Origin of the sequence: Pseudomonas arcuscaelestis (genome assembly GCF_016881005.1) — a bacterium.
GTDB lineage: Bacteria > Pseudomonadota > Gammaproteobacteria > Pseudomonadales > Pseudomonadaceae > Aquipseudomonas > Aquipseudomonas arcuscaelestis.
In genome coordinates, this window is record NZ_JACOPV010000021.1 from 40,565 (window position 1) to 64,856 (window position 24,292).

The 24,292-nt window shown below is 58.0% G+C and carries 25 protein-coding genes and 2 pseudogenes; 20 read left to right on the forward strand and 7 right to left on the reverse strand.

Annotation, left to right across the window (positions count from 1 at the left end; genetic code table 11):
- Positions 1 to 64 precede the first annotated feature (64 nt).
- From H8F21_RS26195 to H8F21_RS26225, 7 genes are all read left to right on the forward strand, one after another.
- Positions 65 to 559, forward strand: coding sequence for a DUF6231 family protein (locus tag H8F21_RS26195; protein WP_203477650.1), 495 nt, complete (start codon positions 65 to 67; stop codon positions 557 to 559).
- 4 nt (positions 560 to 563) lie between these two features.
- Positions 564 to 1,040, forward strand: coding sequence for a YchJ family protein (locus H8F21_RS26200; protein WP_203477658.1), 477 nt, complete (start codon positions 564 to 566; stop codon positions 1,038 to 1,040).
- Between the two features lie 5 nt (positions 1,041 to 1,045).
- A complete protein-coding gene (locus H8F21_RS26205) occupies positions 1,046 to 1,516 on the forward strand; it encodes an LEA/WHy family protein (RefSeq protein WP_408004478.1) in 471 nt (156 codons plus the stop codon).
- A 6-nt stretch (positions 1,517 to 1,522) separates the two neighbouring features.
- The gene (locus H8F21_RS26210) at positions 1,523 to 1,723 is read left to right on the forward strand and encodes an SEC-C metal-binding domain-containing protein (protein ID WP_203585644.1); all 201 of its coding nucleotides are present in this window, start codon (positions 1,523 to 1,525) and stop codon (positions 1,721 to 1,723) included.
- 110 nt (positions 1,724 to 1,833) lie between these two features.
- Positions 1,834 to 4,275, forward strand: coding sequence for a penicillin acylase family protein (locus tag H8F21_RS26215; RefSeq protein ID WP_203477661.1), 2,442 nt, complete (start codon positions 1,834 to 1,836; stop codon positions 4,273 to 4,275).
- A gap of 187 nt (positions 4,276 to 4,462) precedes the next feature.
- Positions 4,463 to 6,505, forward strand: a complete 2,043-nt coding sequence (locus H8F21_RS26220) for a c-type cytochrome (RefSeq protein ID WP_203585645.1) — start codon at positions 4,463 to 4,465, stop codon at positions 6,503 to 6,505.
- Positions 6,506 to 6,650: 145 nt separating this feature from the next.
- Entirely contained in the window at positions 6,651 to 7,766 is a 1,116-nt protein-coding gene (locus H8F21_RS26225; RefSeq protein WP_203477667.1) for a succinylglutamate desuccinylase/aspartoacylase family protein, read from the forward strand.
- Positions 7,767 to 7,786: 20 nt separating this feature from the next.
- On the opposite strand, the gene H8F21_RS26230 is transcribed toward H8F21_RS26225, so the two are convergent.
- On the reverse strand, positions 7,787 to 8,020 hold the full coding sequence (locus tag H8F21_RS26230; RefSeq protein ID WP_203477670.1) for a hypothetical protein: 234 nt from the start codon (positions 8,018 to 8,020) through the stop codon (positions 7,787 to 7,789).
- A gap of 104 nt (positions 8,021 to 8,124) precedes the next feature.
- Positions 8,125 to 8,691 (reverse strand): dCTP deaminase, encoded by a 567-nt coding sequence (gene dcd, locus H8F21_RS26235; RefSeq protein WP_028943496.1) that lies wholly within the window; start codon positions 8,689 to 8,691, stop codon positions 8,125 to 8,127.
- 351 nt (positions 8,692 to 9,042) lie between these two features.
- On the opposite strand from dcd, the gene H8F21_RS26240 reads away from it, so the two are divergent.
- Complete coding sequence (locus tag H8F21_RS26240) at positions 9,043 to 9,252, forward strand: cold-shock protein (protein WP_010221054.1); 210 nt, start codon at positions 9,043 to 9,045, stop codon at positions 9,250 to 9,252.
- A 161-nt stretch (positions 9,253 to 9,413) separates the two neighbouring features.
- On the opposite strand, the gene apbC is transcribed toward H8F21_RS26240, so the two are convergent.
- A complete protein-coding gene (apbC, locus tag H8F21_RS26245; protein ID WP_203543482.1) occupies positions 9,414 to 10,508 on the reverse strand; it encodes an iron-sulfur cluster carrier protein ApbC in 1,095 nt (364 codons plus the stop codon).
- A 154-nt stretch (positions 10,509 to 10,662) separates the two neighbouring features.
- Here apbC and metG point away from each other — a divergent pair, with 154 nt between their 5' ends.
- The 8 genes and pseudogenes from metG to H8F21_RS26285 all read left to right on the forward strand — a co-directional run bounded on the left by metG (position 10,663) and on the right by H8F21_RS26285 (position 17,257).
- Positions 10,663 to 12,702 (forward strand): methionine--tRNA ligase, encoded by a 2,040-nt coding sequence (metG, locus tag H8F21_RS26250; protein WP_203477686.1) that lies wholly within the window; start codon positions 10,663 to 10,665, stop codon positions 12,700 to 12,702.
- 94 nt (positions 12,703 to 12,796) lie between these two features.
- Positions 12,797 to 13,378, forward strand: coding sequence for an Rnf-Nqr domain containing protein (locus H8F21_RS26255; RefSeq protein WP_203477689.1), 582 nt, complete (start codon positions 12,797 to 12,799; stop codon positions 13,376 to 13,378).
- Positions 13,375 to 14,199: pseudogene (gene rsxB / locus H8F21_RS26260) on the forward strand (electron transport complex subunit RsxB); the annotation flags it as partial. The gene H8F21_RS26255 and the pseudogene rsxB, both read left to right, overlap by 4 nt.
- Positions 14,200 to 14,215: 16 nt before the next feature.
- Entirely contained in the window at positions 14,216 to 15,202 is a 987-nt protein-coding gene (locus H8F21_RS26265; RefSeq protein WP_203477706.1) for an RnfABCDGE type electron transport complex subunit D, read from the forward strand.
- On the forward strand, positions 15,199 to 15,816 hold the full coding sequence (locus H8F21_RS26270) for an RnfABCDGE type electron transport complex subunit G (protein WP_203477716.1): 618 nt from the start codon (positions 15,199 to 15,201) through the stop codon (positions 15,814 to 15,816). Before H8F21_RS26265 ends, H8F21_RS26270 begins: the two co-directional genes overlap by 4 nt.
- Complete coding sequence (locus H8F21_RS26275) at positions 15,809 to 16,330, forward strand: Rnf-Nqr domain containing protein (protein WP_203477719.1); 522 nt, start codon at positions 15,809 to 15,811, stop codon at positions 16,328 to 16,330. The genes H8F21_RS26270 and H8F21_RS26275 overlap by 8 nt, the downstream gene beginning before the upstream one ends.
- A 4-nt stretch (positions 16,331 to 16,334) precedes the next feature.
- Complete coding sequence (gene nth / locus H8F21_RS26280; protein ID WP_203477721.1) at positions 16,335 to 16,973, forward strand: endonuclease III; 639 nt, start codon at positions 16,335 to 16,337, stop codon at positions 16,971 to 16,973.
- A gap of 104 nt (positions 16,974 to 17,077) precedes the next feature.
- Positions 17,078 to 17,257, forward strand: a complete 180-nt coding sequence (locus tag H8F21_RS26285) for a PA3496 family putative envelope integrity protein (protein ID WP_136474879.1) — start codon at positions 17,078 to 17,080, stop codon at positions 17,255 to 17,257.
- A gap of 94 nt (positions 17,258 to 17,351) precedes the next feature.
- Here H8F21_RS26285 and H8F21_RS26290 read toward each other — a convergent pair whose 3' ends face one another.
- Complete coding sequence (locus H8F21_RS26290; protein ID WP_136474878.1) at positions 17,352 to 17,978, reverse strand: response regulator transcription factor; 627 nt, start codon at positions 17,976 to 17,978, stop codon at positions 17,352 to 17,354.
- Between the two features lie 426 nt (positions 17,979 to 18,404).
- Between H8F21_RS26290 and H8F21_RS30185 the strand changes: the two are divergent.
- Positions 18,405 to 18,626 (forward strand): annotated as a pseudogene (locus H8F21_RS30185) (hypothetical protein); the annotation flags it as partial.
- A gap of 380 nt (positions 18,627 to 19,006) precedes the next feature.
- Here the strand turns inward: H8F21_RS30185 and H8F21_RS26300 are convergent.
- Entirely contained in the window at positions 19,007 to 20,224 is a 1,218-nt protein-coding gene (locus H8F21_RS26300; RefSeq protein WP_136474877.1) for an argininosuccinate synthase, read from the reverse strand.
- 129 nt (positions 20,225 to 20,353) lie between these two features.
- Positions 20,354 to 21,295, reverse strand: coding sequence for a flagellar protein MotY (locus tag H8F21_RS26305; RefSeq protein WP_203477733.1), 942 nt, complete (start codon positions 21,293 to 21,295; stop codon positions 20,354 to 20,356).
- Positions 21,296 to 21,425: 130 nt separating this feature from the next.
- Between H8F21_RS26305 and pyrC the strand changes: the two genes are divergently transcribed.
- Together pyrC and rnt are read left to right on the forward strand one after the other, a co-directional pair.
- On the forward strand, positions 21,426 to 22,472 hold the full coding sequence (pyrC, locus tag H8F21_RS26310; protein WP_203477735.1) for a dihydroorotase: 1,047 nt from the start codon (positions 21,426 to 21,428) through the stop codon (positions 22,470 to 22,472).
- Positions 22,469 to 23,137, forward strand: coding sequence for a ribonuclease T (gene rnt, locus H8F21_RS26315; RefSeq protein WP_136474874.1), 669 nt, complete (start codon positions 22,469 to 22,471; stop codon positions 23,135 to 23,137). Before pyrC ends, rnt begins: the two co-directional genes overlap by 4 nt.
- Positions 23,138 to 23,199: 62 nt before the next feature.
- Here rnt and H8F21_RS26320 read toward each other — a convergent pair whose 3' ends face one another.
- Positions 23,200 to 23,802 carry a peroxiredoxin gene (locus H8F21_RS26320; protein WP_136474873.1) on the reverse strand — a complete coding sequence of 201 codons (603 nt, stop codon included), beginning with the start codon at positions 23,800 to 23,802 and terminating at the stop codon, positions 23,200 to 23,202.
- A 235-nt stretch (positions 23,803 to 24,037) separates the two neighbouring features.
- Between H8F21_RS26320 and H8F21_RS26325 the strand changes: the two genes are divergently transcribed.
- A complete protein-coding gene (locus H8F21_RS26325) occupies positions 24,038 to 24,256 on the forward strand; it encodes a bacterioferritin-associated ferredoxin (protein ID WP_136474872.1) in 219 nt (72 codons plus the stop codon).
- The last annotated feature ends 36 nt before the right edge of the window (positions 24,257 to 24,292 follow it).

Here is a 24,292-nt window from a genome sequence, read left to right on the forward strand (position 1 = left end):
CGTCAGCCACTATGCCTGACAGCCGCGGACCGTTAGTCTTGACGCATCTGACCGAGGATTCCCGATGATTGACGGATTTTCCCAGCGTACGCCACAACAAGCACTGGCAGCGCTGCTTGAACGCCATCCACCGCAACGCCTGTTGCTGGTTGGCACGCGTTTCCCAGCTTTGGAGGCCTTCGTCCAGGCACACCCGCAGGTGGACATTGCCCAGGCTGAACCGGGCCTTCTGCCAAAGGAACTGGCAGCCCAGCGCTTTGACCTCGCCCTGCTGGTCGATTGCCTTGAGCATTTGCCCAAACGCGATGGTCTGCAGTTATTGGGGGGCATCCGCAATCTGAACGCCAGCCGGGTGGCCGTGCTGGCCGACATGAACGCCTGTGGCTGGCAGGAAACCGATTTTTTCGCCCTGGCCATGCAGGTCAACGAAAAGTTTCAACGTGATGATCAGGTTCTGAGCCTGTTCACCTATGATCTACGTGAATATAAACAGGTCCCGGACTGGCTAAACGCCAAGTTCTGGGCCAACCCGCAAAATTTTGGCAAGTACTGGTGGTGAAACAATGAGTGTCTCGGTTTGTCCCTGCGGCAGCGGTAACTTGCTCGACGCCTGTTGCGGACACTATCACGCCGGGCATCCGGCTCCCGATGCACAGGCTTTGATGCGATCACGCTACAGCGCTTATGTATTGGGACTCATCGATTATCTGATCAAAACCACCCTGCCGGCCCAGCAAGCGGGCCTTGACCGCGCCGCGATTGCCGCGTGGAGCGCACAGAGCACCTGGCTGGGCCTTGAGGTAGAGAGCGCCGAAGTATTCGGCGGCCAGCCTGAGCATGCTTTCGTCACCTTCACCGCTCGCTGGCATGACCATGACGGTGAACACAGCCATCGCGAACGTTCAGCCTTCGTGCAACACGGCGGACAGTGGTACTTCATCGATCCGACAGTAGGACTCAAAGCGGGTCGTAACGACGCCTGCCCTTGCGCCAGCGGGCAGAAATTCAAGAAATGCTGCGCCAGTTACATAGGGAGCTGAATTCGATGACCCGTCTGTTGCTGTTGAGCTTTCTGCTACTGCAACTGACGGGCTGCGCCAGTTGGATTGGCGGCGACTACCGAGACCCCGAAGTCCACCTGGTAAAGGTCGAAGCGGTCAAGGTGCGTCTGCTGGAGCAAGAGTTCGTCCTGCATGTGCGGGTCGATAATCCGAATGATGGGCGCCTGTTCATTCGCAATCTTACCTATGCCGTGCGCCTGAATGACCTGCTTTTGGCCGAGGGCGAATCCAGCCTGTGGCGCAGCGTCGGTGGCCATGCCCGGCGAACTTTCAAGATTCCGGTGCGTACCAATCTTTGGCAGCAGGTCAAACCCCTGGCCAAAATGCTCAAGAAAACCGATGGTCCGTTGCGTTACCGCCTCGATGGCGAACTTAACAGTGGATTAATCTTCACCCGCGAAATGCACTTGTCGCGCAGTGGTGAGATAATTCCCGGCGATCTTTTACCGGAGTAACCCGCAATGACCCAACAGCCTCATGTCCATGGCCCAGACTGCAACCACGATCATGATCATCACGACCATGACCACGGCCATGTTCACGGCCCTAACTGCAATCAGGGCCATCAGGAGCCGGTGCGCAACGCCTTGAAAGACGTTGGCCGCAACGATCCGTGCCCATGCGGCAGCAACAAGAAGTTCAAGAAGTGCCACGGAGCCTGATAGTGGCCTTTGAGCAGCCCGGAAAATAAAGGCTGCGCCCCGCTTGCATGGCGTGGTCGGGCTCACTAACGTAGCGCCTTTTAGACGCCACGCCCTGCAGGAGCCCGATCATGGCCGCGCCAGCCTCCCCCTCTTTCCCACCCCGGCTCGGCGTAGCCGCTGCGATGCTGGCTTTAGCTGCCCTGAGTGGCTGCCAAATGGGCGGCCATCGCGATAGCGTGCCACCTACCAGCGGTGTGCAACCGCTAAAAGGACTGGCCCAAAACGTATCGGTGCGACGCAACGCCCAAGGCATGCCACTGATCGAAAGCAGCAACTTCCACGATGCCCTGTTCGCCTTGGGTTATGTGCATGCCGGAGACCGCATCGGCCAAATGGTCGGCATGCGTTTGTTGGCGCAAGGCCGACTGGCCGAAATAGCCGGCCCCGAAGTTCTGGAAGTCGACCGTTTGATGCGCGCAGCAAACTTGAAGAAGACTGCCAATCAGCTCTATGCCGACGCCTCGCCACGCCTGAAGCGCTTTTTCGAAGTGTATGCCCGTGGCGTCAACGCCTACATGTTCCGCTACCGCGACAAACTGCCAGCGCCACTGGCACAAACGGGATACCGTGCGCAGTATTGGCAACCTGAAGACTCGGCGCTGATTTTCTGTCTGTACAACTTCAGCCAGTCGGTCAATCTGCAAGAAGAGCTGGCCGCCCTGACCCTGGCACAGAAAGTCGGCAACGACAAACTGCCGTGGCTGTTGCCAAGCTATCCTGACGAACCCCTGCCAACAGCCGAAGCCGACAAGCTCAAAGGCCTCAGCCTTGGTAGCCAACTGGCCTGGCTGGCGCCGCTCAACGCTGCCAGCGAACAATTGGCCGGGCTGAATTTGCTCGGTGCTGCCGGCTCCAGTAATTGGGCCATAGCGCCACACCGCAGCCGTAGCGGCAAGAGCTTGCTGGCCAGCGACAACCTGGGTGCCTGGGCCATGACCCCGGTGCAGATCCGATCACCCAAGTACCAGGCCGCCGGGGTCTCGATTGCCGGCTTGCCGCTGCTGCTCGCGGGGTACAACGGCAAGCTGGCCTGGAGCGCCAGCGCCGTCATGGCCGACAATCAGGACCTGTATTTCGAACGGCTCAAGCGTGAAGGCAGCCGTCTGCTGTACCAGGCCGATGGCAAGTGGCTCCCGGCGTTGGCGCGCAACGAAACCTTCTTCATCAGGGGCCAGCGTCCCCAGCGCGAGACGCTCTACGACACTCGTCACGGTACTTTGCTCGGACAGCCGCAGAATACAAGCCTGGGCCTGGCATTGCAGTTGCCCCAGTTCAAGGGCGACCAGAGCCTGGACGCCTTCTTCAACCTGTCACGAGCGCAGAACGTCGAGCGGGCTTTCGATAACACTCGCGAAATCGGGGCAGCAGCACTGAATTTCGTCTTCGCCGACGCGAGCAATATCGGCTGGCAGGTCAGCGGACGTTTCCCTAACCGTCGCGAGGGTCAGGGGCTACTGCCTTCACCGGGCTGGGATGGGCGCTATGACTGGGATGGTTATGCCGATCCCATGCTCCACCCATACGATCAAGACCCGCAACAAGGATGGCTGGGCAATGCCAATCAGCGTAGCGTCCCCAAAGGCTACGGGATGCAGCTTTCCAACAGCTGGTACTACCCGGAGCGGGCCGAGCGCCTGGGGCAACTGGCCGCCAATGGCAAACATGACAGCCGCAGCCTGATCACCATGCAAAATGACCAGACCACGTTGTTTGCCAGCAAGCTCAAGCAGATGTTCGAAGCGCCGGGCATGGCCCAGCCCTTGAAACAAGCAATCGATGCCTTGCCAGTTGATCAACGCAGCAAGGCACGCGAGGCCTACACCCGCTTGATGGCTTTCGACGGAAGGCTGAGCACCACCTCTGCCGACGCTGCACTGTACGAACTGTTTCTGCAGGAAAGCGCGAAAGCGACCTTCCTAGATGAGCTCGGCCCGGAGAATTCAGCGACCTGGCGGGCCTTCGTCAACAATGCACGGTTGTCCTATTCAGCCCAGGCGGACCATTTGCTTGGTCGTGAAGACAGCCCGTTCTGGGACGACCTGCGCACGGCGCAGAAAGAAGATAAACCCGCGATCCTTGCCCGCAGCCTGGCCGCGGCCATCAGCGCCGGTGAGACCCAATTGGGCGGCGACCGTCGCGCCTGGCAATGGGGCAAGCTGCACCAGTACCGCTGGCCTGCGCCAACCTTCCATGGCCTCGGTGACGCGATCAGCCGCAGCCCTCAAGCCACAGGTGGCGATCACAGTACCTTGAACCTGGCGCCATATGCCTGGGGCAGGGATTTCAACGCCCAGTTGGCCCCTTCCCTGCGCATGGTGGTGGACTTCGGCCAGAGCGAACCATTGCAGTTGCAGAGCAGCAGCGGGCAGTCCGGCAACCCGGCCAGCGCGCACTTTGCCGATGGCCTGGATGCCTGGTTCAAGGGGCGTTACATGACCCTGCCGCTGCAATCGCAGAACTTCGATCGCGCCTACGCCAGCAAACGCCTGACCCTGGTACCGGGCAAGTAACCTGCCAATGCCCGCAGCCGGTGCAATGCCGGCTGCGCTGATCCATATCAACTGCCTTTGCCAACAATTGCTCTACAACGAAGCCAGGACAAGTTTCGTCCCCAATACTGCCTGATGAATCATAAAAACGATTGCACACCTGCGCTCTAGGGGACCACCCCAGGCCAGGTGACTAAAGGAATAAGCAATGGCATCCGTACTCTCCCGTTTGGCCCTGTGCGCCTCGACGCTCCTGCTGTTACCCGCCCTTCACGCTGCCGAGCCAGCAACCGCGCTCCCCCCTTCCGACAACACACTGCTCGAACGTGGCAAATACGTTGCTCAACTGGGCGACTGCATTGCTTGTCACACCGCCCCGGATGGCCCGCTCATGGCCGGCGGGCTGCAACTGCAGACGCCCATGGGCACAATCTATTCAAGCAACATCACCCCAGACCCAGACACCGGGATTGGTCGCTACAGTTTCGAGCAGTTCGACAAAGCCATGCGCGAAGGGGTGAGTGCCGATGGCACCCACCTATACCCGGCAATGCCCTACCCCTCCTATGCAAAAATGACAGAAGAGGATATGCGCGCGCTGTATGCCTACCTGCAATCAGTAGCACCCATCAATCAGGCTAACCAGGCCGCCGACATGAGCTGGCCGTTCAATATGCGCTGGGGGTTGGCATTGTGGAATTGGGCCTTTGTCGACGATCAGCCGTTCGAGCCAGACCCCGACCGCTCGCCGCTCATCAATCGAGGCGCCTACCTGGTACAGGGCCTGGGCCACTGTGGCGCCTGCCATACACCGCGCGGCATTGCCTTCCAGGAAAAGGCCATGAGCGATGCAGGCAGCAGCGGCAAGCACTTTCTTGCCGGTGAAACCGTGGAGCACTGGCGCGCTCTGAGCCTGCGCAACTTGTGGACGGTGCCCGATACCGTGCAATTGCTCAAGACCGGACAAAACCGTTTCGCCACGGTTTCAGGGAACATGGCCGATGTGATTCACCACAGCACCCAGCATTTCAGCGACGCTGACCTCACGGCCATTGCCAGCTACCTGAAGTCCTTGCCACCTGGTGAAAACGACTTGCCGATGCCGGCCGTCGCCCTGGCACCGACCACCGCCCCCACCGATCTGTTCAGCAGCCGAGGTGGGCTGGGTTACACCCAATTCTGCAGCGATTGCCACCGTACCGACGGCGCTGGCGTGCCGGGCATGTTTCCGCCATTGGCGGGCAACCCGAGCATTGCCTCCAGCGACCCGACGTCGCTTTTGCACATCACGCTGACCGGCTGGAAAACCGCGCAGACCGCCACTCATTCGCGGGTCTATACCATGCCCGGGTTTGCCCGACTGTCGGATCAGGAGATCGCCGAGATCCTCAGTTTCGTTCGCAACCGTTGGGGCAACCAAGGTTCTGCAATTTCCCAGGAGCAAGTGAAAAAGCTGCGTGGCCAGCTCAATCCACAAACAACCGATTCAACGGCATTCGAAACCCCGCGCCTGGCCGATCTGCTGGCCGCACCAAATGCCGACCAAGTTGTTCGTGGTATGCGACTACACCTGCAGACCAAGGAGTTGCTGCCGGACAATGTCGGCAATGCACTAAATTGCACCAGTTGCCACCTCAACGCTGGCACCGTGGCTGACGGCTCGCCATTTGTCGGGGTATCCGCATTTTTCCCTGGCTATGCGCCGCGGGCCGGAAAGATCATCACGCTCGAAGAACGCATCAACGGCTGCTTCCGCCGCTCGATGAATGGCAAGCCAATTCCCCCGCAATCGGCCGATATGCAGGCCATGGTCGCCTATTTCGATTGGATGAAAAACAATACCCAACCAGGGGACAAGGTAGCTGGACGGGGAGTTGGCAAGATAGACCCGGCAATCAAGCCCGATCTGGCCAACGGCGAGCTGGTGTACGCCAAACAGTGCGCCGTGTGCCATGGCACCAACGGCGAGGGGTTGGCACGCGAAGATGGCAGCATGGTCTTTCCACCGCTCTGGGGTGAGCAGTCCTTTAACATCGGTGCCGGCATGGCCCGCACCTACACTGCCGCGGCGTTCGTCAAACGCAACATGCCCATCGGCTTTCATGAGCGCTTCCCGCTTGGCCAGGGCGGCTTGAGTGATCAGGAAGCAGTGGATGTTGCGGCGTGGTTCTCGCAACAGCCGCGGCCGGACTTCCCGGACAAAGTCAACGACTGGCCAAACGGCGGCAAGCCGGTGGACGCCAGGTACTGACGTGCGTGTCTGCAAGTCCCACCAGTGGGGGTGGGGCTTGTCCTGCGACAAGCGCCGAAGGCCTGCATGATCAGCAAGTTTATGCTTATATCATCATGCCGCCGGCGCTGACTGGCTCCTTCCGGACCGACTCACTAGGACTGACATGCACCACTCGACCCACGACATTCTGGCACCGGTTCCTGGTATCGCCCGCCAGATCCACAGCTTTCACTTCGGCCCCCGTGGTGCCGGCAAAATCTACATTCAGGCCTCGCTGCACGCTGACGAACTGCCAGGCATGCTGGTGGCCTGGCATCTCAAACAACGCTTGGGCGAGCTCGAAGCCCAGGGCCTGCTGCAGCGTGAAATCGTTCTGGTGCCGATTGCCAACCCAGTGGGCCTGGAACAGGTTTTGCTGGATGTACCGCTGGGGCGCTTCGAATTGCAGAGTGGCGAGAACTTCAACCGCAACTTTGTCGACCTTAGCGACTCCATCGGCGATCAGATCGAAGCACATTTGACCCAGGACCCTGCGCATAACGTTGCCTTGATTCGCGAATGCCTGCGTCGCCTGCTGGACGCCCAACCTGCGCACACCCCGCTGCAGTCGCAACGGTTGACGCTGCAGCGACTGGCTTGCGATGCGGAGATGGTGCTGGACCTGCATTGCGATTTCGACGCGGTCGTCCATTTGTACACCACCCCGGAAGCCTGGTCGCAAGTCGAGCCGCTGTCGCGCTATCTAGGCGCCCAGGCCAGTCTTCTGGCTACCGATTCCGGTGGTCAGTCGTTCGACGAGTGTTTCACTCTGGTTTGGTGGCAACTGCAGCAGCGCTTCGGCAAGCAATTCCCGATACCGCAGGGCAGCTTTTCAGTCACCGTCGAGTTGCGCGGCCAGGGAGATGTCAGCCACCCGCTGGCAGAAAAGGATTGCGCAGCAATTCTGGCCTATCTGACCCGTTATGGGGCGATAGCCGGTGAGCCCACAAGTCTGCCGGAGCTGAGCTATGCCGCCACGCCACTGGCAGGTGTAGAGCCAGTAGCCACGCCACTAGGGGGACTATTGGTGTTCCACGCACAACCCGGACAATACCTGGAGGCAGGGCAGTTGATTGCGCAGGTTATCGACCCACTCAATGATCGAGTGACACCGGTACGCAACGTGCAGCCAGGCCTGCTCTACGCCCGCTCTCTACGCCGCATGGCAACCACCGGCATGGTCATCGCCCACGTGGCGGGCAACCAGGCCTACCGCAGTGGTTACCTGTTATCGCCGTGACGTTGTTGGGCTGAGCGGCCTTACGCTACAGGCGCGGGAGGCGCTTCGTCTGGAAGCGTCGGCTCACCCGGCTCCATTGGCTGGTTTTCGCCGGGTTGCGGCTGGTCGGGCGTATCCGGATCGGGCTGACCGGGCACACCGCCCGCGTGCACGCTATACGGATGCGGATGGGCCAGCAGCGACCAGGCCATTACACCGATGTGGTTGGGCTGCAACACGGCCAGCTTGGCACTGATGGTCGGGTCGAGTTTCATGGGCAACTCCTTGGCTTGGTAACGTTCGCCAGGCCTGTTGCCTGGCGAAACAGTTCACCTAATAGGAGTCTGCCAGAGAAAAACAATTCCCTGGTTTTATCGGATCAAGTGCGTGGCAGCGTGACACCGCGTTGCCCCTGGTACTTGCCGCCGCGATCCTTGTACGAGACTTCGCACTCTTCATCGGACTCCAGGAACAGCATCTGCGCCACACCCTCGTTGGCGTAAATCTTTGCCGGCAAGGTCGTGGTGTTGGAGAACTCGAGCGTCACGTGACCTTCCCACTCGGGCTCGAGCGGGGTGACGTTGACGATGATCCCGCAACGGGCATAGGTGCTCTTGCCCAGGCAAATGGTCAGCACATTGCGCGGAATACGGAAGTACTCCACGGTGCGGGCCAGGGCAAAGGAGTTCGGCGGAATGATGCAGACATCACTTTTGACGTCGACAAAGCTGCCGGCATCGAAATTTTTCGGATCGACGGTCGCCGAGTTGATGTTGGTGAAGACCTTGAACTCGTCGGCGCAGCGTACATCGTAGCCGTAGCTGGAGACACCGAAGGAGATCAGGCGGTTGTCGCTCTCACCGCGCACCTGGCGCTCGACGAACGGCTCGATCATGCCGTGTTCCTGCGCCATGCGGCGAATCCACTTGTCCGATTTGATGCTCATGGCGGGTGTCCTGAAGTAACGAGGTGAAGAAATTCTGTGGCGCATCTTACCGGGCCTGACGCCTGGTTCAAAGTTCCGTGCAGCGTCAGAGGTCGAATCCCCCGTGCGCCGGGGCTTTCAGCGGGGCGTGCAGCACCGTCAGTCATGATTTGCGCGAAAGCTTAACAAGACCATTGGCACGTTCTGGAAAAAGGGTTAAGGTGACGCCACTGTGCTGCACGTGTCACTGAGAATATCTACCTGATGCAAGATCTCGATCAACCCATCTTCATGATTTTTCTGCCTCTTTGCACTCAGTCTCGACCAGGGCAATTCCTGAGTTGTAGTTAACTTCGTCCAAGGAGACAGACAATGTCCAATCGCCAAACCGGTACCGTTAAGTGGTTCAACGATGAAAAAGGCTTCGGCTTCATCACCCCACAATCCGGTGACGACCTGTTCGTACACTTCAAAGCCATCAAGGCTGACGGCTTCAAGAGCCTGAAAGAAGGCCAAGCGGTCTCTTTCATCGCTACCCGCGGTCAGAAAGGCATGCAGGCTGAAGAAGTAGAAGTTATCTAACTTCCGCTTTACAGCTTGAAAAAACCCCGCCCTTAACAGGCGGGGTTTTTTTATGCCTGCGATTCAAGCTGTCGCCACATAGAACACACACCCACTACGCCAGCGCGGCAGCCCATTACAGGCCACCGCCAGGGCCCATTACAGAGCCCTCTACAACCGTATCAGTCTTCGCTGATGGTAATGTTCGGCATCGCTGGCGCTGCGGCTTCCTGCAACACAATGCGCGCTCCCACCTGACGAGCCAGTTCCTGGTAAACCATGGCAATCTGGCTTTCCGGCTCGGCAATGGCAGTCGGCTTACCACTGTCGGCCTGTTCACGAATCAGCATAGACAGCGGCAGCGAAGCCAGAAGCTCCACCCCATATTGCTCAGCCAGCTTCTCTCCACCACCCTCACCAAACAGATGCTCGGCATGGCCACAGTTGGAACAGATATGCACGGCCATGTTCTCGACCACACCCAACACCGGGATATTGACCTTGCGGAACATTTCAACGCCTTTCTTGGCGTCGATCAGGGCGAGGTCTTGCGGCGTGGTTACGATCACCGAGCCTGCAACCGGAACCTTCTGCGCCAGCGTCAGCTGAATGTCACCGGTGCCGGGTGGCATGTCGATCACCAGGTAGTCGAGATTGTCCCACGCAGTCTGCGTTACCAATTGCAGCAATGCTCCCGAAACCATTGGTCCACGCCAGACCATCGGGGTGTTGTCGTCGGTCAGAAACGCCATGGACATAACTTCGACGCCGTGAGCCTTGAGCGGAACAAACCACTTCTGGTCGCGGATCTGCGGACGCGTGCGCTCAGGAATGCCAAACATCACGCCCTGGCTGGGGCCATAGATATCGGCATCGAGGATACCCACCCGGGCCCCCTCGCGGGCCAGCGCCAGGGCGAGGTTGGCGGCGGTGGTGGACTTGCCCACTCCACCCTTGCCCGAGGCAACGGCAATGATGTTCTTGACGTTGGCAAGGCCCGGGATCTGTGCCTGGGCTTTATGCTCGGCAATCACACAATTGATCTCGACCTTAGCCGAGACAACCCCGTCGACCCCCTCGATGGCGGTTTGCAGGACTTGCGCCCAACCGTTCTTGAACAGGCCGGCAGCATAGCCCAGTTGCAACTGGACACTGACCCGCTCGCCCTGGATATCGATCGCTTGCACACAGCCGGCACTAACCGGGTCCAGGTTCAAATAAGGGTCGGTGTACTGGCGAAGAACGGCTTCGACGGCTGCGCGAGTGACGGCACTCATGGAGACTCCCGTTATAAAGACTGAGTAAAACAGACCACTATGCTAACCCGCTAAACATCTACAGATACGTCCATGGGGTGAAATAAATTTCCCGGCGTTTTATAGTGGCCGATCACCGTTTCATCTCAAGTAGCCAAAAAAGTAGCCGAGCCCCATGTCCGAGCAACGTAAGATTCTCGTAACCAGCGCCCTACCCTATGCCAACGGGTCGATCCACCTTGGTCACATGCTCGAGTACATCCAGACAGACATGTGGGTGCGCTTCCAGAAGCACCGTGGCAACCAGTGCACTTATGTCTGCGCCGACGATGCGCACGGCTCTGCAATCATGCTGCGCGCCGAAAAGGAAGGCATCACTCCCGAGCAACTGATTGCGGCTGTCCAGGCTGAGCACGCTGGGGACTTCGCCGACTTCCTGGTGGATTTCGACAACTTCCATTCGACCCACGCCGAAGAAAACCGCGAACTGTCGAACCAGATCTACCTCAAGCTGCGTGATGCCGGGCACATCGCTACCCGGTCGATTACCCAGTACTTCGACCCGGACAAAAAAATGTTCCTGGCCGATCGTTTCATCAAAGGCACCTGCCCCAAGTGCGCCACTGAAGACCAGTACGGCGACAACTGTGAAAAATGCGGCGCCACCTATGCCCCGACCGAACTGAAGAACCCCAAGTCGGCCATATCCGGTGCCACCCCGGTACTCAAGGATTCCCAGCATTTCTTCTTCAAGCTGCCCGATTTCCAGGCAATGCTCGAACAGTGGACCCGCAGCGGTACGCTGCAGGACGCCGTAGCCAACAAGATCGCCGAGTGGCTGGATGCCGGCCTGCAGGAATGGGACATCTCCCGTGACGCACCCTATTTCGGCTTTGAAATTCCGGACGAGCCAGGCAAGTACTTCTATGTATGGCTAGACGCACCTATCGGTTACATGGCGAGTTTCAAGAACCTTTGCGCCCGTCGTCCAGAGCTGGATTTCGACGCGTATTGGAACAAGGACTCCACCGCCGAGCTGTATCATTTCATCGGCAAGGACATCGTCAATTTCCACGCATTGTTCTGGCCAGCCATGCTCGAAGGCGCCGGTTTGCGCAAGCCGACCGGGATCAACGTGCACGGCTACCTGACCGTGAACGGCTCGAAAATGTCCAAATCCCGCGGCACCTTCATCAAGGCCCGCACCTATCTGGATCACCTGGCACCGGAATACCTGCGTTACTACTACGCCTCCAAGCTGGGCCGTGGCGTCGATGACCTGGACCTGAACCTGGAAGACTTCGTACAAAAGGTCAACTCCGACCTGGTCGGCAAAGTCGTCAACATTGCCAGCCGTTGTGCCGGGTTCATTCAAAAGGGTAACGACGGCGTGATGGTGCAAGGCGATGCAGCGCCGGAGCTCACCGAAGCCTTCCTGGCCGCAGCGCCAAGTATTGCCGACGCTTATGAAGCACGTGATTTCGCCCGCGCCATGCGTGAAATCATGGGCCTGGCTGACCGCGCCAACGCCTGGATTGCCGACAAGGCGCCGTGGTCGCTGGCCAAGCAGGAAGGCAAGCAGGACGAAGTACAGGCGATCTGCGCCCAGGGCATCAACCTGTTCCGCCAACTGGTCATCTTCCTCAAGCCGGTATTGCCGCTGCTGGCTGCCGATGCAGAAGCGTTCCTCAACGTCGCTCCGTTGACCTGGGACGACCACCTGACGCGCCTGGACAACCACCAGTTGAATCCATTCAAGGCGCTGATGAACCGTATCGACCCGGTCAAGGTAGAAGCCATGACTGCCGCCAGCAAGGAAGACCTGGCCGCCAGCCAGACATCTGTAGCAACGGGCAACGGCGAACTGAGCAAAGACCCGCTGTCGGCAGAGATCGACTTCGACACCTTTGCAGCAGTCGACCTGCGCGTGGCCCTGATCCTCAAGGCTGAAGCCGTTGAAGGCGCCGACAAGCTCTTGCGCCTGACCCTGGACATCGGTGACGAGCAACGCAACGTCTTCTCGGGCATCAAGTCGGCCTATCCAGACCCTGCCAAGCTCGAAGGACGCTTGACCATGATGATTGCCAACCTCAAACCGCGCAAAATGCGTTTTGGCATTTCCGAAGGCATGGTCATGGCCGCAGGCCCTGGCGGCGAAGAAATCTACCTGCTCAGCCCTGATAGTGGCGCCAAACCTGGCCAGCGCATCAAATAAGCAAGCCCCCAGCCCCGGACCAATACGTCCGGGGCGTTCTAATCCTCGCGTCATTGCCGGATAATGGCGAACAGCCCTGGCATTGTGCATCTCCATGAGCGAATTCATTCTGGCCCTGATCAGCGCCGCGCTGGTCAACAACCTGATCCTGCATCAGGGATTGGCCATCGACCCTGCGCTTCAATTATCGGCTGACCAAACGCGTCGCCGAGTGCACGCCCTGGGACTGGCCACCTTGGCGTTGCTGGTGCTTACCAGCAATATCGGGCAGTTGCTGTACCACTACCTCCTGCAACCTTTGCAACTGGGCTACCTGCGCGTCTTCATTCTGCTCCCCCTGTGCGTGTTAGTGGTCGAGCCTCTGCTGGGCGGACTGTCTCGCATGCTACCGACACTGCCCTTCAGTGGACTCATGCCTCTGCTCCTGGGCAATGTGGCACTGCTAGGCTTGAGCCTGCAGGTGACCCAGGGCAACTATGGCGCGCTGCAGGCTCTGGCTTTGAGCCTAGGTGGCGGGCTGGGTTTCTGGCTTGCCCTGAGTTTGTTCGTAGACTTGCGCGAGCGCAGCGACAACGACGCCATCGCACCAAGTTTTCGCGGACTGCCAGTGGAGCTGATAGGAGCTGGCGTGATGGCCTTGGCGTTTCTCGGTTTCAACGGATTATTTACCTCATGAGTCTGATTCAACGCATCGACGCCTTACTGCCGCAGACCCAATGCGGCAAGTGTGGCCACCCTGGATGCCTGCCTTATGCAAAGGGCATGGCCGAGGGCGAGGCGATCAACAAGTGTCCACCTGGTGGCGGCGAAACCATTGCCGCGTTAGCCAACCTTCTTCAGGTACCGATCACCGCCCTGGACCCTGAGCGCGGCAGTGCCCCGCCCCAGGTGGCCTATATCCGCGAGGCGGAATGTATTGGCTGCACCAAGTGCATACAGGCCTGCCCAGTAGACGCCATTGTCGGCGCAGCAAAATTGATGCACACCGTTATCAGCGCCGAGTGTACTGGCTGCGACTTGTGCGTGGCTCCCTGCCCGGTTGACTGTATCGACCTGCTGCCCTTGAGCACAGACGGCGGCATCATCGCGGTCGTCGGCGGCATGGCCTACGACCCGAAGGCGCTGGCGGCACGCAACAGCAAGCGCAACCACGCCCGGCGCCGCTTCGAGCTGCGCAACAGTCGCTTGCAAAGCGAAGAAGAGCGAAAACAAGCCGAGCGCGCCGCTCGCACTCGACCTGCCACCACCAGCACCAGCGCTGCACAGAGCACTGTCAACGTCGACCCGATCAAAGCGGCCATCGAACGGGTCAAGGCACAGAAGGCGGCCGCTGCTGATGCGGCGCTGAAAAAAGCCAAGATTGCGGCGGCAATGAGTCGAGCGCAATTGAACAAGGCCAGAAGCGCCTTCGGTGAGGAACCGAGCGATGTGCAACTGGCTCAATTAACGGAGTTGGAGCTGGAGGCCGAACAAGCCCAGGCGACATTAATGGCTTTGCTGGCGGCTAACTCCAATGCCAGTCACTGATACTAGTGAGCGCCTGCGCAGTACCATGATGCTGGTGCTGTTGGCATGCCTGCCAGGGGTGCTGACGCTGCTCTGGCAGCATGGCTGGGGCACGCTGTTCAATTTGATACTGTGTGCAGGCAGCACCCTTGCCAGCGAAGCACTGCTGCTGAAGCTGCAACAGCGCCCGGTGCTGGCCGCGCTCAATGACGGTAGCGCATTGGTCAGCGCGACCCTGCTTGCAGTTGCCTTGCCCGCCTACGCCCCCTGGTGGGTGCCGGTCGTCGCTAGCGCAAGTGCCATTGCCCTGGGCAAGCATCTGTATGGAGGCGTCGGCAAGAACCCCTTCAACCCTGCCATGCTCGGCTATGCAGTAGCGCTGCTGACCTTTCCTCAACACATGACCCAATGGCCGGGCGCGCAATTGCTCGACGCTGCAACAAGCCTTCAGCATGTATTCGGCCTGAGCGGCAACGCACAAGCCGATGCCTGGAGCCAAGCAACGATACTTGACGGCTTGCGCAACAATCGCAGTTTGACCATCGACGAATTGTTCAGCAGCCATCCAGGGTTTGGCCATCTAGGTGGCAGAGGCAGCGAATGGGTCAACCTCGCCTTTCTGCTGGGTGGCTTGCTGTTGCTACAACGCAAGGTCTTCAGCTGGCATGCCCCGGCGGGCTTGCTGGCAAGTCTATTCATCGTCAGTCTGCTTTGCTGGAATGGAGCTGGCTCGGACTCCAACGGCTCTCCATTGCTCCACCTGTTCAGCGGCTCGACAATGCTGGCGGCGTTTTTTATCGCCACCGAACCCGTTTCCGGGCCCAGGTCCCCGCAAGCACGCCTGCTGTTTGGTCTTGGCATGGGGATTCTGATCTACTTGATTCGCACCTGGGGTAGCTATCCGGACGGTACGGCTTTCGCGGTGCTATTGATGAACCTTTGTGTACCGACACTGGAGCGCTGGGCCGATCGACGCAATGCGGTGGCGCCATGAACAGTTCTTCGTTTCGTACAGCCGCGTTGCTGACGCTGGTTGCTGCAGTGAGCCTTGCTAGCAGCATACTCTGGCAGCACTTCAGCGCGTCAGATGTGAGCAAAGCCGAGCAGAAACTCCAAGCGCAAACCTGGCTCAGTGTTCTGCCAGAGGGAAGCTACGACAACCAACCATTACAGTTTCCACTGGTATTGAGTAGCCCCTCTCTCGACCACAGCCAGCTATTGGCAGGATATCGCGCCACGCTTGGCGCAAAGCTTAGCGCCGTGGTGCTGCACAGCCAGGTCCAAGGTTACGCTGGCAAGCTCGAGTTGTTGATCGCTATCGATCCTCAGGGACGTCTTATTGCCAGCAAGGTACTTCGCCAGCAGGAGACCCCTGGTCTAGGCGGCAAGCTGGTCGAACCGGGCAATCAGTGGCTGCAAGGTTTCAACGGCGCCAATCGCCAAAGCACTGCGGACGCCGCCTGGGCACTTAAACGCGACCATGGGCAGTTCGATCAATTGGCAGGTGCTACGGTGACTTCACGCGCAGTGATTCACGCAATTCATGACGCCCTGCGCTACTTCGACGACCATCGTCCGCAGTTGCTGGAGGAAGGCCGCGATGAATAGGCATTGGTTGACCGCGGTGAGCCTGGCGCCGTTGCTGGGGGTCACGCAGACGCTGCTCGACGCCTGCGCGATTGCTGGCATAAGCGTATTGCTGATTGCCTTGCATCAACTGGCCATGGGTGCGTTGCGGCGCGGGCTCCCAGACCGCAGCAGATTGCTGGCGAGCGTGTTGTTGGCAGCCACACTCGTTACCTGCCTGGACCTGAGCCTGCGTGCCTGGGCCTTGCCCTTACACCAGGCCTTGACCCCCTATCCAATGTTGATCGCCGTACAATGCCTGATATTCGAGCACGCCCGCACCGACAGCCGGCGCTGGCAGGAAACCGCCAGGTTGCTCGGTGGACTCATCATCCTCTGTATAACCTTGGGAGCTACTCGAGAGTTGGCAGGATGGGCTGGATTGCACCTGGCGGCGCTGCTACCCGGTGCGCTGTTTCTGTTGGGCTTGATACTGGCCCTGTACAACAGGGTTTGCCTCTCGCGAACCCCCTCACGTCGTCAAGGAAAGCTTTGACCCCATGAATGCCGCCAAACGCCTGGAAATATTTCGCAGGCTGCACGAAGACAACCCGGAACCGAAGACAGAGCTGGCCTATTCCTCGCCCTTCGAATTGCTGATCGCAGTGATTCTTTCAGCCCAGGCTACCGATGTCAGTGTGAACAAGGCGACAGCAAAGCTCTACCCAGTCGCCAACACCCCCGAGGCCATTCATGCCCTGGGTGTCGATGGCCTTTCGCAGTACATCAAGACCATCGGCCTGTACAACAGCAAGGCCCGCAATGTAATCGAAACCTGTCGCTTGCTGGTGGAACAACACGGTAGCCAGGTTCCGCAAACACGCGAAGAGCTCGAAGCTTTACCTGGCGTAGGTCGCAAGACCGCCAACGTAGTGCTCAACACAGCATTCAGACAATTGGCAATGGCTGTGGACACGCACATTTTCCGCGTCAGTAACCGCACCGGCATTGCGCCAGGCAAGACAGTGCTTGAGGTTGAGAAGGCGCTAATGAAATTTGTGCCTAAACCCTACCTGCTCGATGCTCACCATTGGTTGATTCTGCACGGACGCTACGTATGCCTGGCACGCAAGCCGCGATGCGGCAGTTGCCGGATCGAAGACCTGTGCGAATACAAGCAGAAAACCTCTGACGATTGAGACGATAGTGAGAATTGAGCTCACTCGATTGAAAAAATCTTTTTTACCCGCTCATCAAATCTCGCTATAAGGTGCGCAAATGGCCTTTAGGCTTGGAGTGACATATGAGCACCGTTAAAGAAGACCTGGATGTAGATGAAGAAGTCTCTTCTGTTGAGTCAGACGATGTGGAACCGACTGTCGAAGTAGCGAAAATCAACCTCAGCAAGCGCCGTACCATTGATAACCTGCTGGAAGAACGTCGCCTGCAGAAACAGTTGGCTGATTATGACTTTGACCTCTGACACTCCGAAATTAAATTGCCAGTAAATGCAAACAGCTCAACAGTAGACGCTGCGGCAAAGCCTCCTTTAGGAGGCTTTGCCACTTTTGAAACCGTCAAAGCAAACCGTTGCGCTGCGCCAACTCGATGAGGTCAACCAGTGAGCGTGCGTTGAGCTTAAGCAGCAGGCGGGTCTTGTATGTGCTGACTGTTTTGTTGCTCAAGAACATGCCATCTGCAATTTCCTTGTTGGTTTTACCTCGCGCCAGTTGCTGCAGCACCATCATTTCTCGCCCTGACAGACGCTCGACCATGTCCGCCTCACTTGCTCCTCCCAGGTTGGTGCGCACCGAATGCAAGGCCTGGTTCGGAAAGTAGCTGTAGCCGGAGAGCACCGCCTTGATTGCACTGAGCAACTCAGTCAGGTCCTGCTGCTTGCAGACGTAACCCGCAGCACCTGCCTGCATGCAGCGCATCGAAAAATGGCCTGGAGCCTGCGAGGTCAATACCAGTACTTTGGCTCCCGGACAGGTGATGGTGAGTCGGGCGATGACTTCAAGGCCGTCAAGCTTGGGAATGCCGATATCAAGAATGACAATATCCGGATCATGTTCCCGTGCCAGTTGTAATGCGTCCACGCCATTATCCGTCTCCGCGATGACTTCATAACCATGCCGTTCCATCAGCATACGTACCGCCAGGCGAATGACCGGATGATCATCCACGATCAGCACTTTATTCATGGGCAGATCCAATTGTTCGCTATTCGATTTTTTTTGAGCTCGCACAATAGCCTAGTCACAAGACATATTGTATTGCGACACCCGCGAGCAAATGCACACAAAGATAAAACCTACAACTAATGAGGATTAATCCTACAAAATACATAAATCTGGACACTTAATACTTTTCCAGCAGTGCCTCTTAGTGGTACAGAAATAAACATCACAGCTCAAAATAGCACTTGAACACTCAAAGGTCTTCAGACTCAGCCCCTTTATACGTGCAGGAAATTTCCTTTAAAAGGGATCGATATATGCCGCGCGCTACAGGAAAACAGAAAAGCCAGGCAATAAGTTCCCCATCCAGAAACCCCGCCTAGTGCCAAGCAGCTGTACTTCTAGAAAAAATACAACTCGACTGGAAATGCCAAGGACGAGGAAAGCACTATGAGCAATGCAGAGCCCAGAAGCCCATTGACCATCATTGCAATATTCGCCGGAATAATCGAAGCGTCGGCACTTGCTTCATTACCGTTCCTCAGCGAAGAAAGCCAAACTACCTACACATGGTTTCTAGTGGGCTTCCCGTTTTTTCTTACTGTTCTTTTCTTTCTTACGCTGAACTTCAATTACAAATCTCTTTATTTGCCTTCCAATACCGAATCGGCGCCCACCTTCCCTGCTCATCTCTCTCTGGATTCTGCCCTGGACGTAGATGCATCGATAGGCGACCCGCTACTACCTTCAATGCAAATAAAGAAGGATGAGGCACTTACTAAAACTGAGGAAGAGGCGAGTCCCCAACCTGCTCAACGATCCGAGAAGCCATCGCAAAGTGTGCAGACAAGGGTAACCATTACTCTGAGTGGAACCAGGGCCAACCAACTGTGCGAGCACTTTGCAGCGCACGCACTTAAACAGGCGCAATTTCAAGGCAGCATATGGACGCTCTACAACATGGAAACTGGAACTCGCACCACCCTTACAACTCAATCATTCGACAGATAAAAAAAACCCCGGGCAAGCCCGGGGTTCTTTCAAACAGCCATTCAGATTAGCGAACGGCCCTTGTTTGCAGCTATACGCATGCGCAAAGCGTTGAGCTTGATGAAGCCTGCCGCGTCTGCCTGATTGTAAGCGCCACCATCTTCTTCGAAGGTCGCAATATTGGCATCGAACAGGGAGTCGTCAGACTGACGGCCAGTGACGATCACGTTGCCCTTGTACAGTTTCAGGCGAACGACACCATTCACGTTTACCTGGGAGGCGTCGATCATCTGCTGCAGCATCAGACGCTCCGGGCTCCACCAGTAGCCGGTGTAGATCAGGCTAGCGTACTTGACCATCAGCTCGTCTTTCAGGTGAGCGACTTCACGGTCCAGGGTAATCGACTCGATCGCCCGGTGCGCGCGCAGCATAATGGTGCCGCCTGGAGTTTCGTAGCAGCCACGGGACTTCATGCCGACATAGCGGTTCTCGACGATGTCCAGACGACCGATGCCGTTCTCGCCACCAATGCGGTTGAGGGTAGCCAGCACGGTTGCTGGCGTCATTTCAACGCCATCGAGGGCGACGATGTCACCGTTGCGATAGGTCAGTTCGATATAGGTAGGAACGTCGGGCGCCGCTTCCGGCGACTTCGTCCACTTCCACATGTCTTCTTCGTGTTCGGTCCAGGTATCCTCCAGCACGCCACCCTCGTAGGAGATGTGCAGCAGGTTGGCGTCCATCGAATATGGCGATTTTTTCTTGCCGTGACGCTCGATTGGAATGCCATGCTTCTCGGCATAATCCATGAGCTTCTCGCGGGACAGCAGGTCCCACTCACGCCAAGGTGCGATGACTTTAACACCTGGCTTGAGCGCATAGGCACCCAGCTCAAAACGTACCTGGTCATTACCTTTACCGGTAGCACCATGGGAAATGGCATCGGCGCCGGTTTCGTTGGCGATTTCGATCAGGCGCTTGGCGATCAGCGGACGAGCGATGGAAGTACCGAGCAGGTACTCACCTTCGTAAACGGTGTTGGCACGAAACATCGGGTATACGAAGTCACGCACAAATTCTTCGCGCAGGTCATCGATGTAGATTTCTTTCACGCCCATCGCCTGAGCCTTGGCGCGGGCCGGTTCGACCTCCTCGCCCTGCCCCAGGTCGGCAGTGAAAGTCACCACTTCACAGTTGTAGGTGTCCTGCAGCCACTTGAGAATCACCGAAGTATCAAGGCCGCCGGAATACGCCAGTACGACCTTTTTTACGTCCGCCATGCCATCACTCCACGGGGTTGTACGGAAAACCGTCGATTCTACCGACCTTGCAGAATAATTTACAGTGGGGCGACAGCTTGTGACGACAAAGCGACAGGAACTGTCGAGAGCGCGACGGACGGTCGCAGCTCAGGACTTAGCTGAAGGTTTGCCAGGGTCTGTTTGTGCTGCCGGGTTGACGGGGGGCTCAGAGGCTTTCTCTGCAGCTGTTTCAACCGGTGTCACGCGATCGAGTTGAATGTTCACCCGGCGATTGCGAGCACGATTGGCAGCTGAGTTATTAGCCGCCAGCGGATAGCGCTCACCATGAAAGCGCACGCTGATCTGGTCTTCAGCAATGCCATGCGCCTTGAAGTATTCCATCACTGCCAGGGCGCGGCGCCGGGACAGATCACGGTTGGTCAGGCGGTTGCCACTGTTATCGGAGTGTCCATCGATTTCAATCCGGTTGACCGTAGGGTCGGCCTTGAGGAACGCCAGGATAACGTCCAGGCGCGCTTTAGCGCTGGCGTCCAGTTCAATACCGCCTCCAGGAAAACCTACCCGTGCCTGACGTACCTGGTCATAGTTCATCGGCAACAGCTTGGCTGCACAGAGTTGGTAGTCACCGTAAGCCTTGCTGAACTTTACCGGCAACAAGCGTACTTCCATCGCCCGTCCGGCTTCGCCTGCATGGTTGCGAATCACGGTGCTGCGTCCGTCGAGCAGGCCATTGATCAGACGGCTGGCCTGGCCTTGGGTACTGGTGAACAGCACGCCACTGCGCGCCATGCGTACCGATCCCAGGTTGATATCGCCGCGCCCCGGCTGCCAGGGCGCTGCAGCGGCTAGAAGGGCGGCTGAGCCGCTGCCCAATACATTGCTACTTGAGCGCAATTGAAAAGTGGCTTGTTCACCAGCACGGCGCACGAACTCGCCGCTGCCGAAATCGGCAACAGGTTGAACAAGGCGGCATTCGAACTGATCGCCTTCGACCTTCCACTCAATATTCTCCAGACGCGTCTGGAAAGTGAGTGCCGTCGCAGGCAAGCAGGCAAACACACTGAGCAGGGCTAGATAACGCTGGCGCACGGGCGGCTCCACAGATTTTCACGGTATACCCGCAGGCTATCGGTCGAGCGCGGCAAAACTTGATAGCGAGTGCTCGCCCCCCGCTTTTCCGGTAGCATTCACCCTGAGTACGACCCGCCTGGAATCCCCAATGTCCGACCGCCTGACCCTCCTGCGTCCCGATGACTGGCACATCCATCTTCGCGATGGTGCTGTCCTGCCCCACACCGTTGGCGATGTTGCGCGCACCTTTGCTCGCGCAATCATCATGCCCAACCTGGTACCGCCAGTGCGCGATGCTGCCGAAGCTGGCGCCTATCGTGAGCGCATCCTGGCCGCTCGCCCAGCCGGTAGCAGCTTTGAACCGCTGATGGTGCTGTACCTGACTGATCGCACCCAACCCGAGGAAGTCCGGGCAGCCAAAGCTACTGGTTTCGTGCATGCGGCCAAGCTCTACCCGGCCGGCGCCACGACCAACTCCGATTCTGGCGTCACCAGCATCGACCACATCTTCCCCGTGCTCGAAGCCATGGCCGAAGTCGGCATGCCATTGTTGGTACACGGTGAAGTGACGCGTAGCGAGATCGACGTGTTCGACCGCGAGAAGCTGTTCATCGACGAGCATCTACGGCGCGTCGTCGAACGTTTCCCGACCCTGAAAGTGGTCTTCGAGCACATTACCACCCGTGAAGCCGTGCAGTTCGTCAACGAGGCCCCAGCCAACGTCGGCGCGACAATCACCGCCCAACACCTGCTGTATAACCGCAACCACATGCTGGTTGGCGGAATTCGGCCGCATTTCTACTGCCTGCCGATTCTCAAGCGCAACATTCATCAGGTGGCCTTGCTGGACGCAGCAACCAGCGGCAGCAGCAAATTCTTCCTCGGCACCGATTCGGCACCCCACGCCCGTCACGCCAAAGAAGCTGCCTGCGGTTGTGCCGGCTGCTACACCGCCTATGCGGCGATCGAGATGTACGCCGAAGCGTTCGAACAACGCAACGCGCTGGACAAACTCGAAGGTTTTGCCAGCAAGCACGGTCCTGACTTCTACGGCCTGCCGCGCAACACCGACACCATCACCCTGGTCCGCGAAAGCTGGACCGCCCCAAGTAGCTTGCCGTTCGGCGAGCAGACTGTTATCCCGCTGCGCGCCGGTGAGCAACTGCGCTGGCGCCTGCTGGAGGAAACTGCGTGAGTGAAGATCTGTACGACGACCAGGACGGTCCAATCGGTGGCCCTCGCCACCCAATGGCAGAACGTTTTCGCGGCTACCTGCCAGTAGTAGTGGACGTGGAAACCGGTGGTTTCAATTGCGCTACCGATGCCCTGCTGGAAATCGCAGCGGTGACCATCGGCATGGACGAAAAAGGTTTCCTGTTCCCGGAACACACCTATTTCTTCCGCGTCGAGCCTTTTGAAGGCGCCAACATTGAACAGGCTGCGCTGGAGTTCACCGGTATCAAGCTGGATCACCCTCTGCGCATGGCGGTAGGCGAGGAGTCGGCACTGACCGATATCTTCCGCGGCGTACGCAAGGCGCTGAAGGCCAATGGCTGCAAGCGGGCAATCCTGGTTGGTCACAACAGCAGCTTCGACCTTGGTTTCCTCAACGCAGCCGTTGCGCGCAACGACATGAAACGCAACCCGTTTCATCCGTTCTCAAGCTTCGACACTGCAACCCTGGCTGGCCTAGCCTACGGTCAGACAGTGCTGGCCCGCGCCTGCCAGAGTGCCGACATCGACTTTGACGGTCGTGAAGCCCACTCAGCGCGTTACGACACCGAAAAAACCGCCGAGCTGTTCTGCGGCATCGTCAACCGCTGGAAAGAAATGGGCGGCTGGCACGACTTCAACGACTGATGCTCGCACCTGCAGGCATAAAAAAAACCGGCCATATAGGCCGGTTTTTTTGTGGCTCGCTTTTACAGCTTGCCAGCGTTTTCGCTCAGGTAAGCAGCAACGCCTTCTGGCGAAGCGGTCATACCTTTGTCGCCTTTTTTCCAGTTTGCCGGGCAAACTTCGCCGTGCTCTTCGTGGAACTGCAGAGCATCGACCAGACGCAGCAGCTCGTCCATGTTACGACCCAGCGGCAGGTCGTTGATGATCTGCGAACGAACAACGCCTTTGTCGTCGATCAGGAACGCACCACGGAAGGCTACACCGCCTTCGGACTCAACGTCATAGGCCTTGGCGATGTCGTGCTTCATGTCGGCAGCCATGATGTACTGAACCTGACCAATGCCGCCAGCATTGATCGGGGTGTTACGCCAGGCATTGTGAGTGAAGTGCGAGTCGATCGAAACGGCGATCACTTCGACATTGCGGTCACGGAAATCGGCCATGCGGTGATCCAGAGCGATCAGCTCGGACGGGCAGACGAAGGTGAAGTCCAGAGGGTAGAAGAACACCAGGCCGTACTTGCCCTTGATGGCCGAGGCCAGGTTGAAGCTGTCGACGATTTCGCCATTGCCCAGAACGGCTGGAACGGTGAAGTCCGGGGCAGTTTTGCCAACGAGTACGCTCATTAGATATCTCCTGATGGTTTGAAACACGCTGTGCAGGCTGGCATCAGCCAGCTGACAGTGCAAAGGCCGGCCATGATACACCGCCTTGCGCTACTCGCCGAATTTCAGGCAGCGATCCCCTGCCTCAGTGCCATTGGTCGCTCTTGCTCACAGATGTGCAGATTGTGCTTTGACAAGCATTCTCATTAACATTAAGCTTCTTCGCATTGAGCCTCTACCAGTGATGGTCTGCCCTATGTATGTGTGTCTTTGTGTTGGTGTAACCGACGGACAGATCCGCGATGCGATCTATGAAGGATGCTGCAGCTACAAGGAAGTCCGAAATGCCACCAACGTGGCGAGCCAGTGCGGCAAATGTGCGTGCCTGGCCAAGCAGGTTGTGCGTGAAACCCTGACTGATTTGCAATTGAGCCAGGCTGCGCTGCCCTACCCTGTAGAATTTACTGCAGCATAAAACACCCTATTCCAAGAACCGGACCTAGCGTCCGGT

Coding starts and splice junctions, on each gene's coding strand:
- H8F21_RS26195 (WP_203477650.1), top strand. CDS start 65: ATGATTGACGGATTTTCCCAGCGTACGCCACAACAAGCACTGGCAGCG.
- H8F21_RS26200 (WP_203477658.1), top strand. CDS start 564: ATGAGTGTCTCGGTTTGTCCCTGCGGCAGCGGTAACTTGCTCGACGCC.
- H8F21_RS26205 (WP_408004478.1), top strand. CDS start 1,046: ATGACCCGTCTGTTGCTGTTGAGCTTTCTGCTACTGCAACTGACGGGC.
- H8F21_RS26210 (WP_203585644.1), top strand. CDS start 1,523: ATGACCCAACAGCCTCATGTCCATGGCCCAGACTGCAACCACGATCAT.
- H8F21_RS26215 (WP_203477661.1), top strand. CDS start 1,834: ATGGCCGCGCCAGCCTCCCCCTCTTTCCCACCCCGGCTCGGCGTAGCC.
- H8F21_RS26220 (WP_203585645.1), top strand. CDS start 4,463: ATGGCATCCGTACTCTCCCGTTTGGCCCTGTGCGCCTCGACGCTCCTG.
- H8F21_RS26225 (WP_203477667.1), top strand. CDS start 6,651: ATGCACCACTCGACCCACGACATTCTGGCACCGGTTCCTGGTATCGCC.
- H8F21_RS26230 (WP_203477670.1), bottom strand. CDS start 8,020: ATGAAACTCGACCCGACCATCAGTGCCAAGCTGGCCGTGTTGCAGCCC.
- dcd (WP_028943496.1), bottom strand. CDS start 8,691: ATGAGCATCAAATCGGACAAGTGGATTCGCCGCATGGCGCAGGAACAC.
- H8F21_RS26240 (WP_010221054.1), top strand. CDS start 9,043: ATGTCCAATCGCCAAACCGGTACCGTTAAGTGGTTCAACGATGAAAAA.
- apbC (WP_203543482.1), bottom strand. CDS start 10,508: ATGAGTGCCGTCACTCGCGCAGCCGTCGAAGCCGTTCTTCGCCAGTAC.
- metG (WP_203477686.1), top strand. CDS start 10,663: ATGTCCGAGCAACGTAAGATTCTCGTAACCAGCGCCCTACCCTATGCC.
- H8F21_RS26255 (WP_203477689.1), top strand. CDS start 12,797: ATGAGCGAATTCATTCTGGCCCTGATCAGCGCCGCGCTGGTCAACAAC.
- H8F21_RS26265 (WP_203477706.1), top strand. CDS start 14,216: ATGCCAGTCACTGATACTAGTGAGCGCCTGCGCAGTACCATGATGCTG.
- H8F21_RS26270 (WP_203477716.1), top strand. CDS start 15,199: ATGAACAGTTCTTCGTTTCGTACAGCCGCGTTGCTGACGCTGGTTGCT.
- H8F21_RS26275 (WP_203477719.1), top strand. CDS start 15,809: ATGAATAGGCATTGGTTGACCGCGGTGAGCCTGGCGCCGTTGCTGGGG.
- nth (WP_203477721.1), top strand. CDS start 16,335: ATGAATGCCGCCAAACGCCTGGAAATATTTCGCAGGCTGCACGAAGAC.
- H8F21_RS26285 (WP_136474879.1), top strand. CDS start 17,078: ATGAGCACCGTTAAAGAAGACCTGGATGTAGATGAAGAAGTCTCTTCT.
- H8F21_RS26290 (WP_136474878.1), bottom strand. CDS start 17,978: ATGAATAAAGTGCTGATCGTGGATGATCATCCGGTCATTCGCCTGGCG.
- H8F21_RS26300 (WP_136474877.1), bottom strand. CDS start 20,224: ATGGCGGACGTAAAAAAGGTCGTACTGGCGTATTCCGGCGGCCTTGAT.
- pyrC (WP_203477735.1), top strand. CDS start 21,426: ATGTCCGACCGCCTGACCCTCCTGCGTCCCGATGACTGGCACATCCAT.
- H8F21_RS26320 (WP_136474873.1), bottom strand. CDS start 23,802: ATGAGCGTACTCGTTGGCAAAACTGCCCCGGACTTCACCGTTCCAGCC.
- H8F21_RS26325 (WP_136474872.1), top strand. CDS start 24,038: ATGTATGTGTGTCTTTGTGTTGGTGTAACCGACGGACAGATCCGCGAT.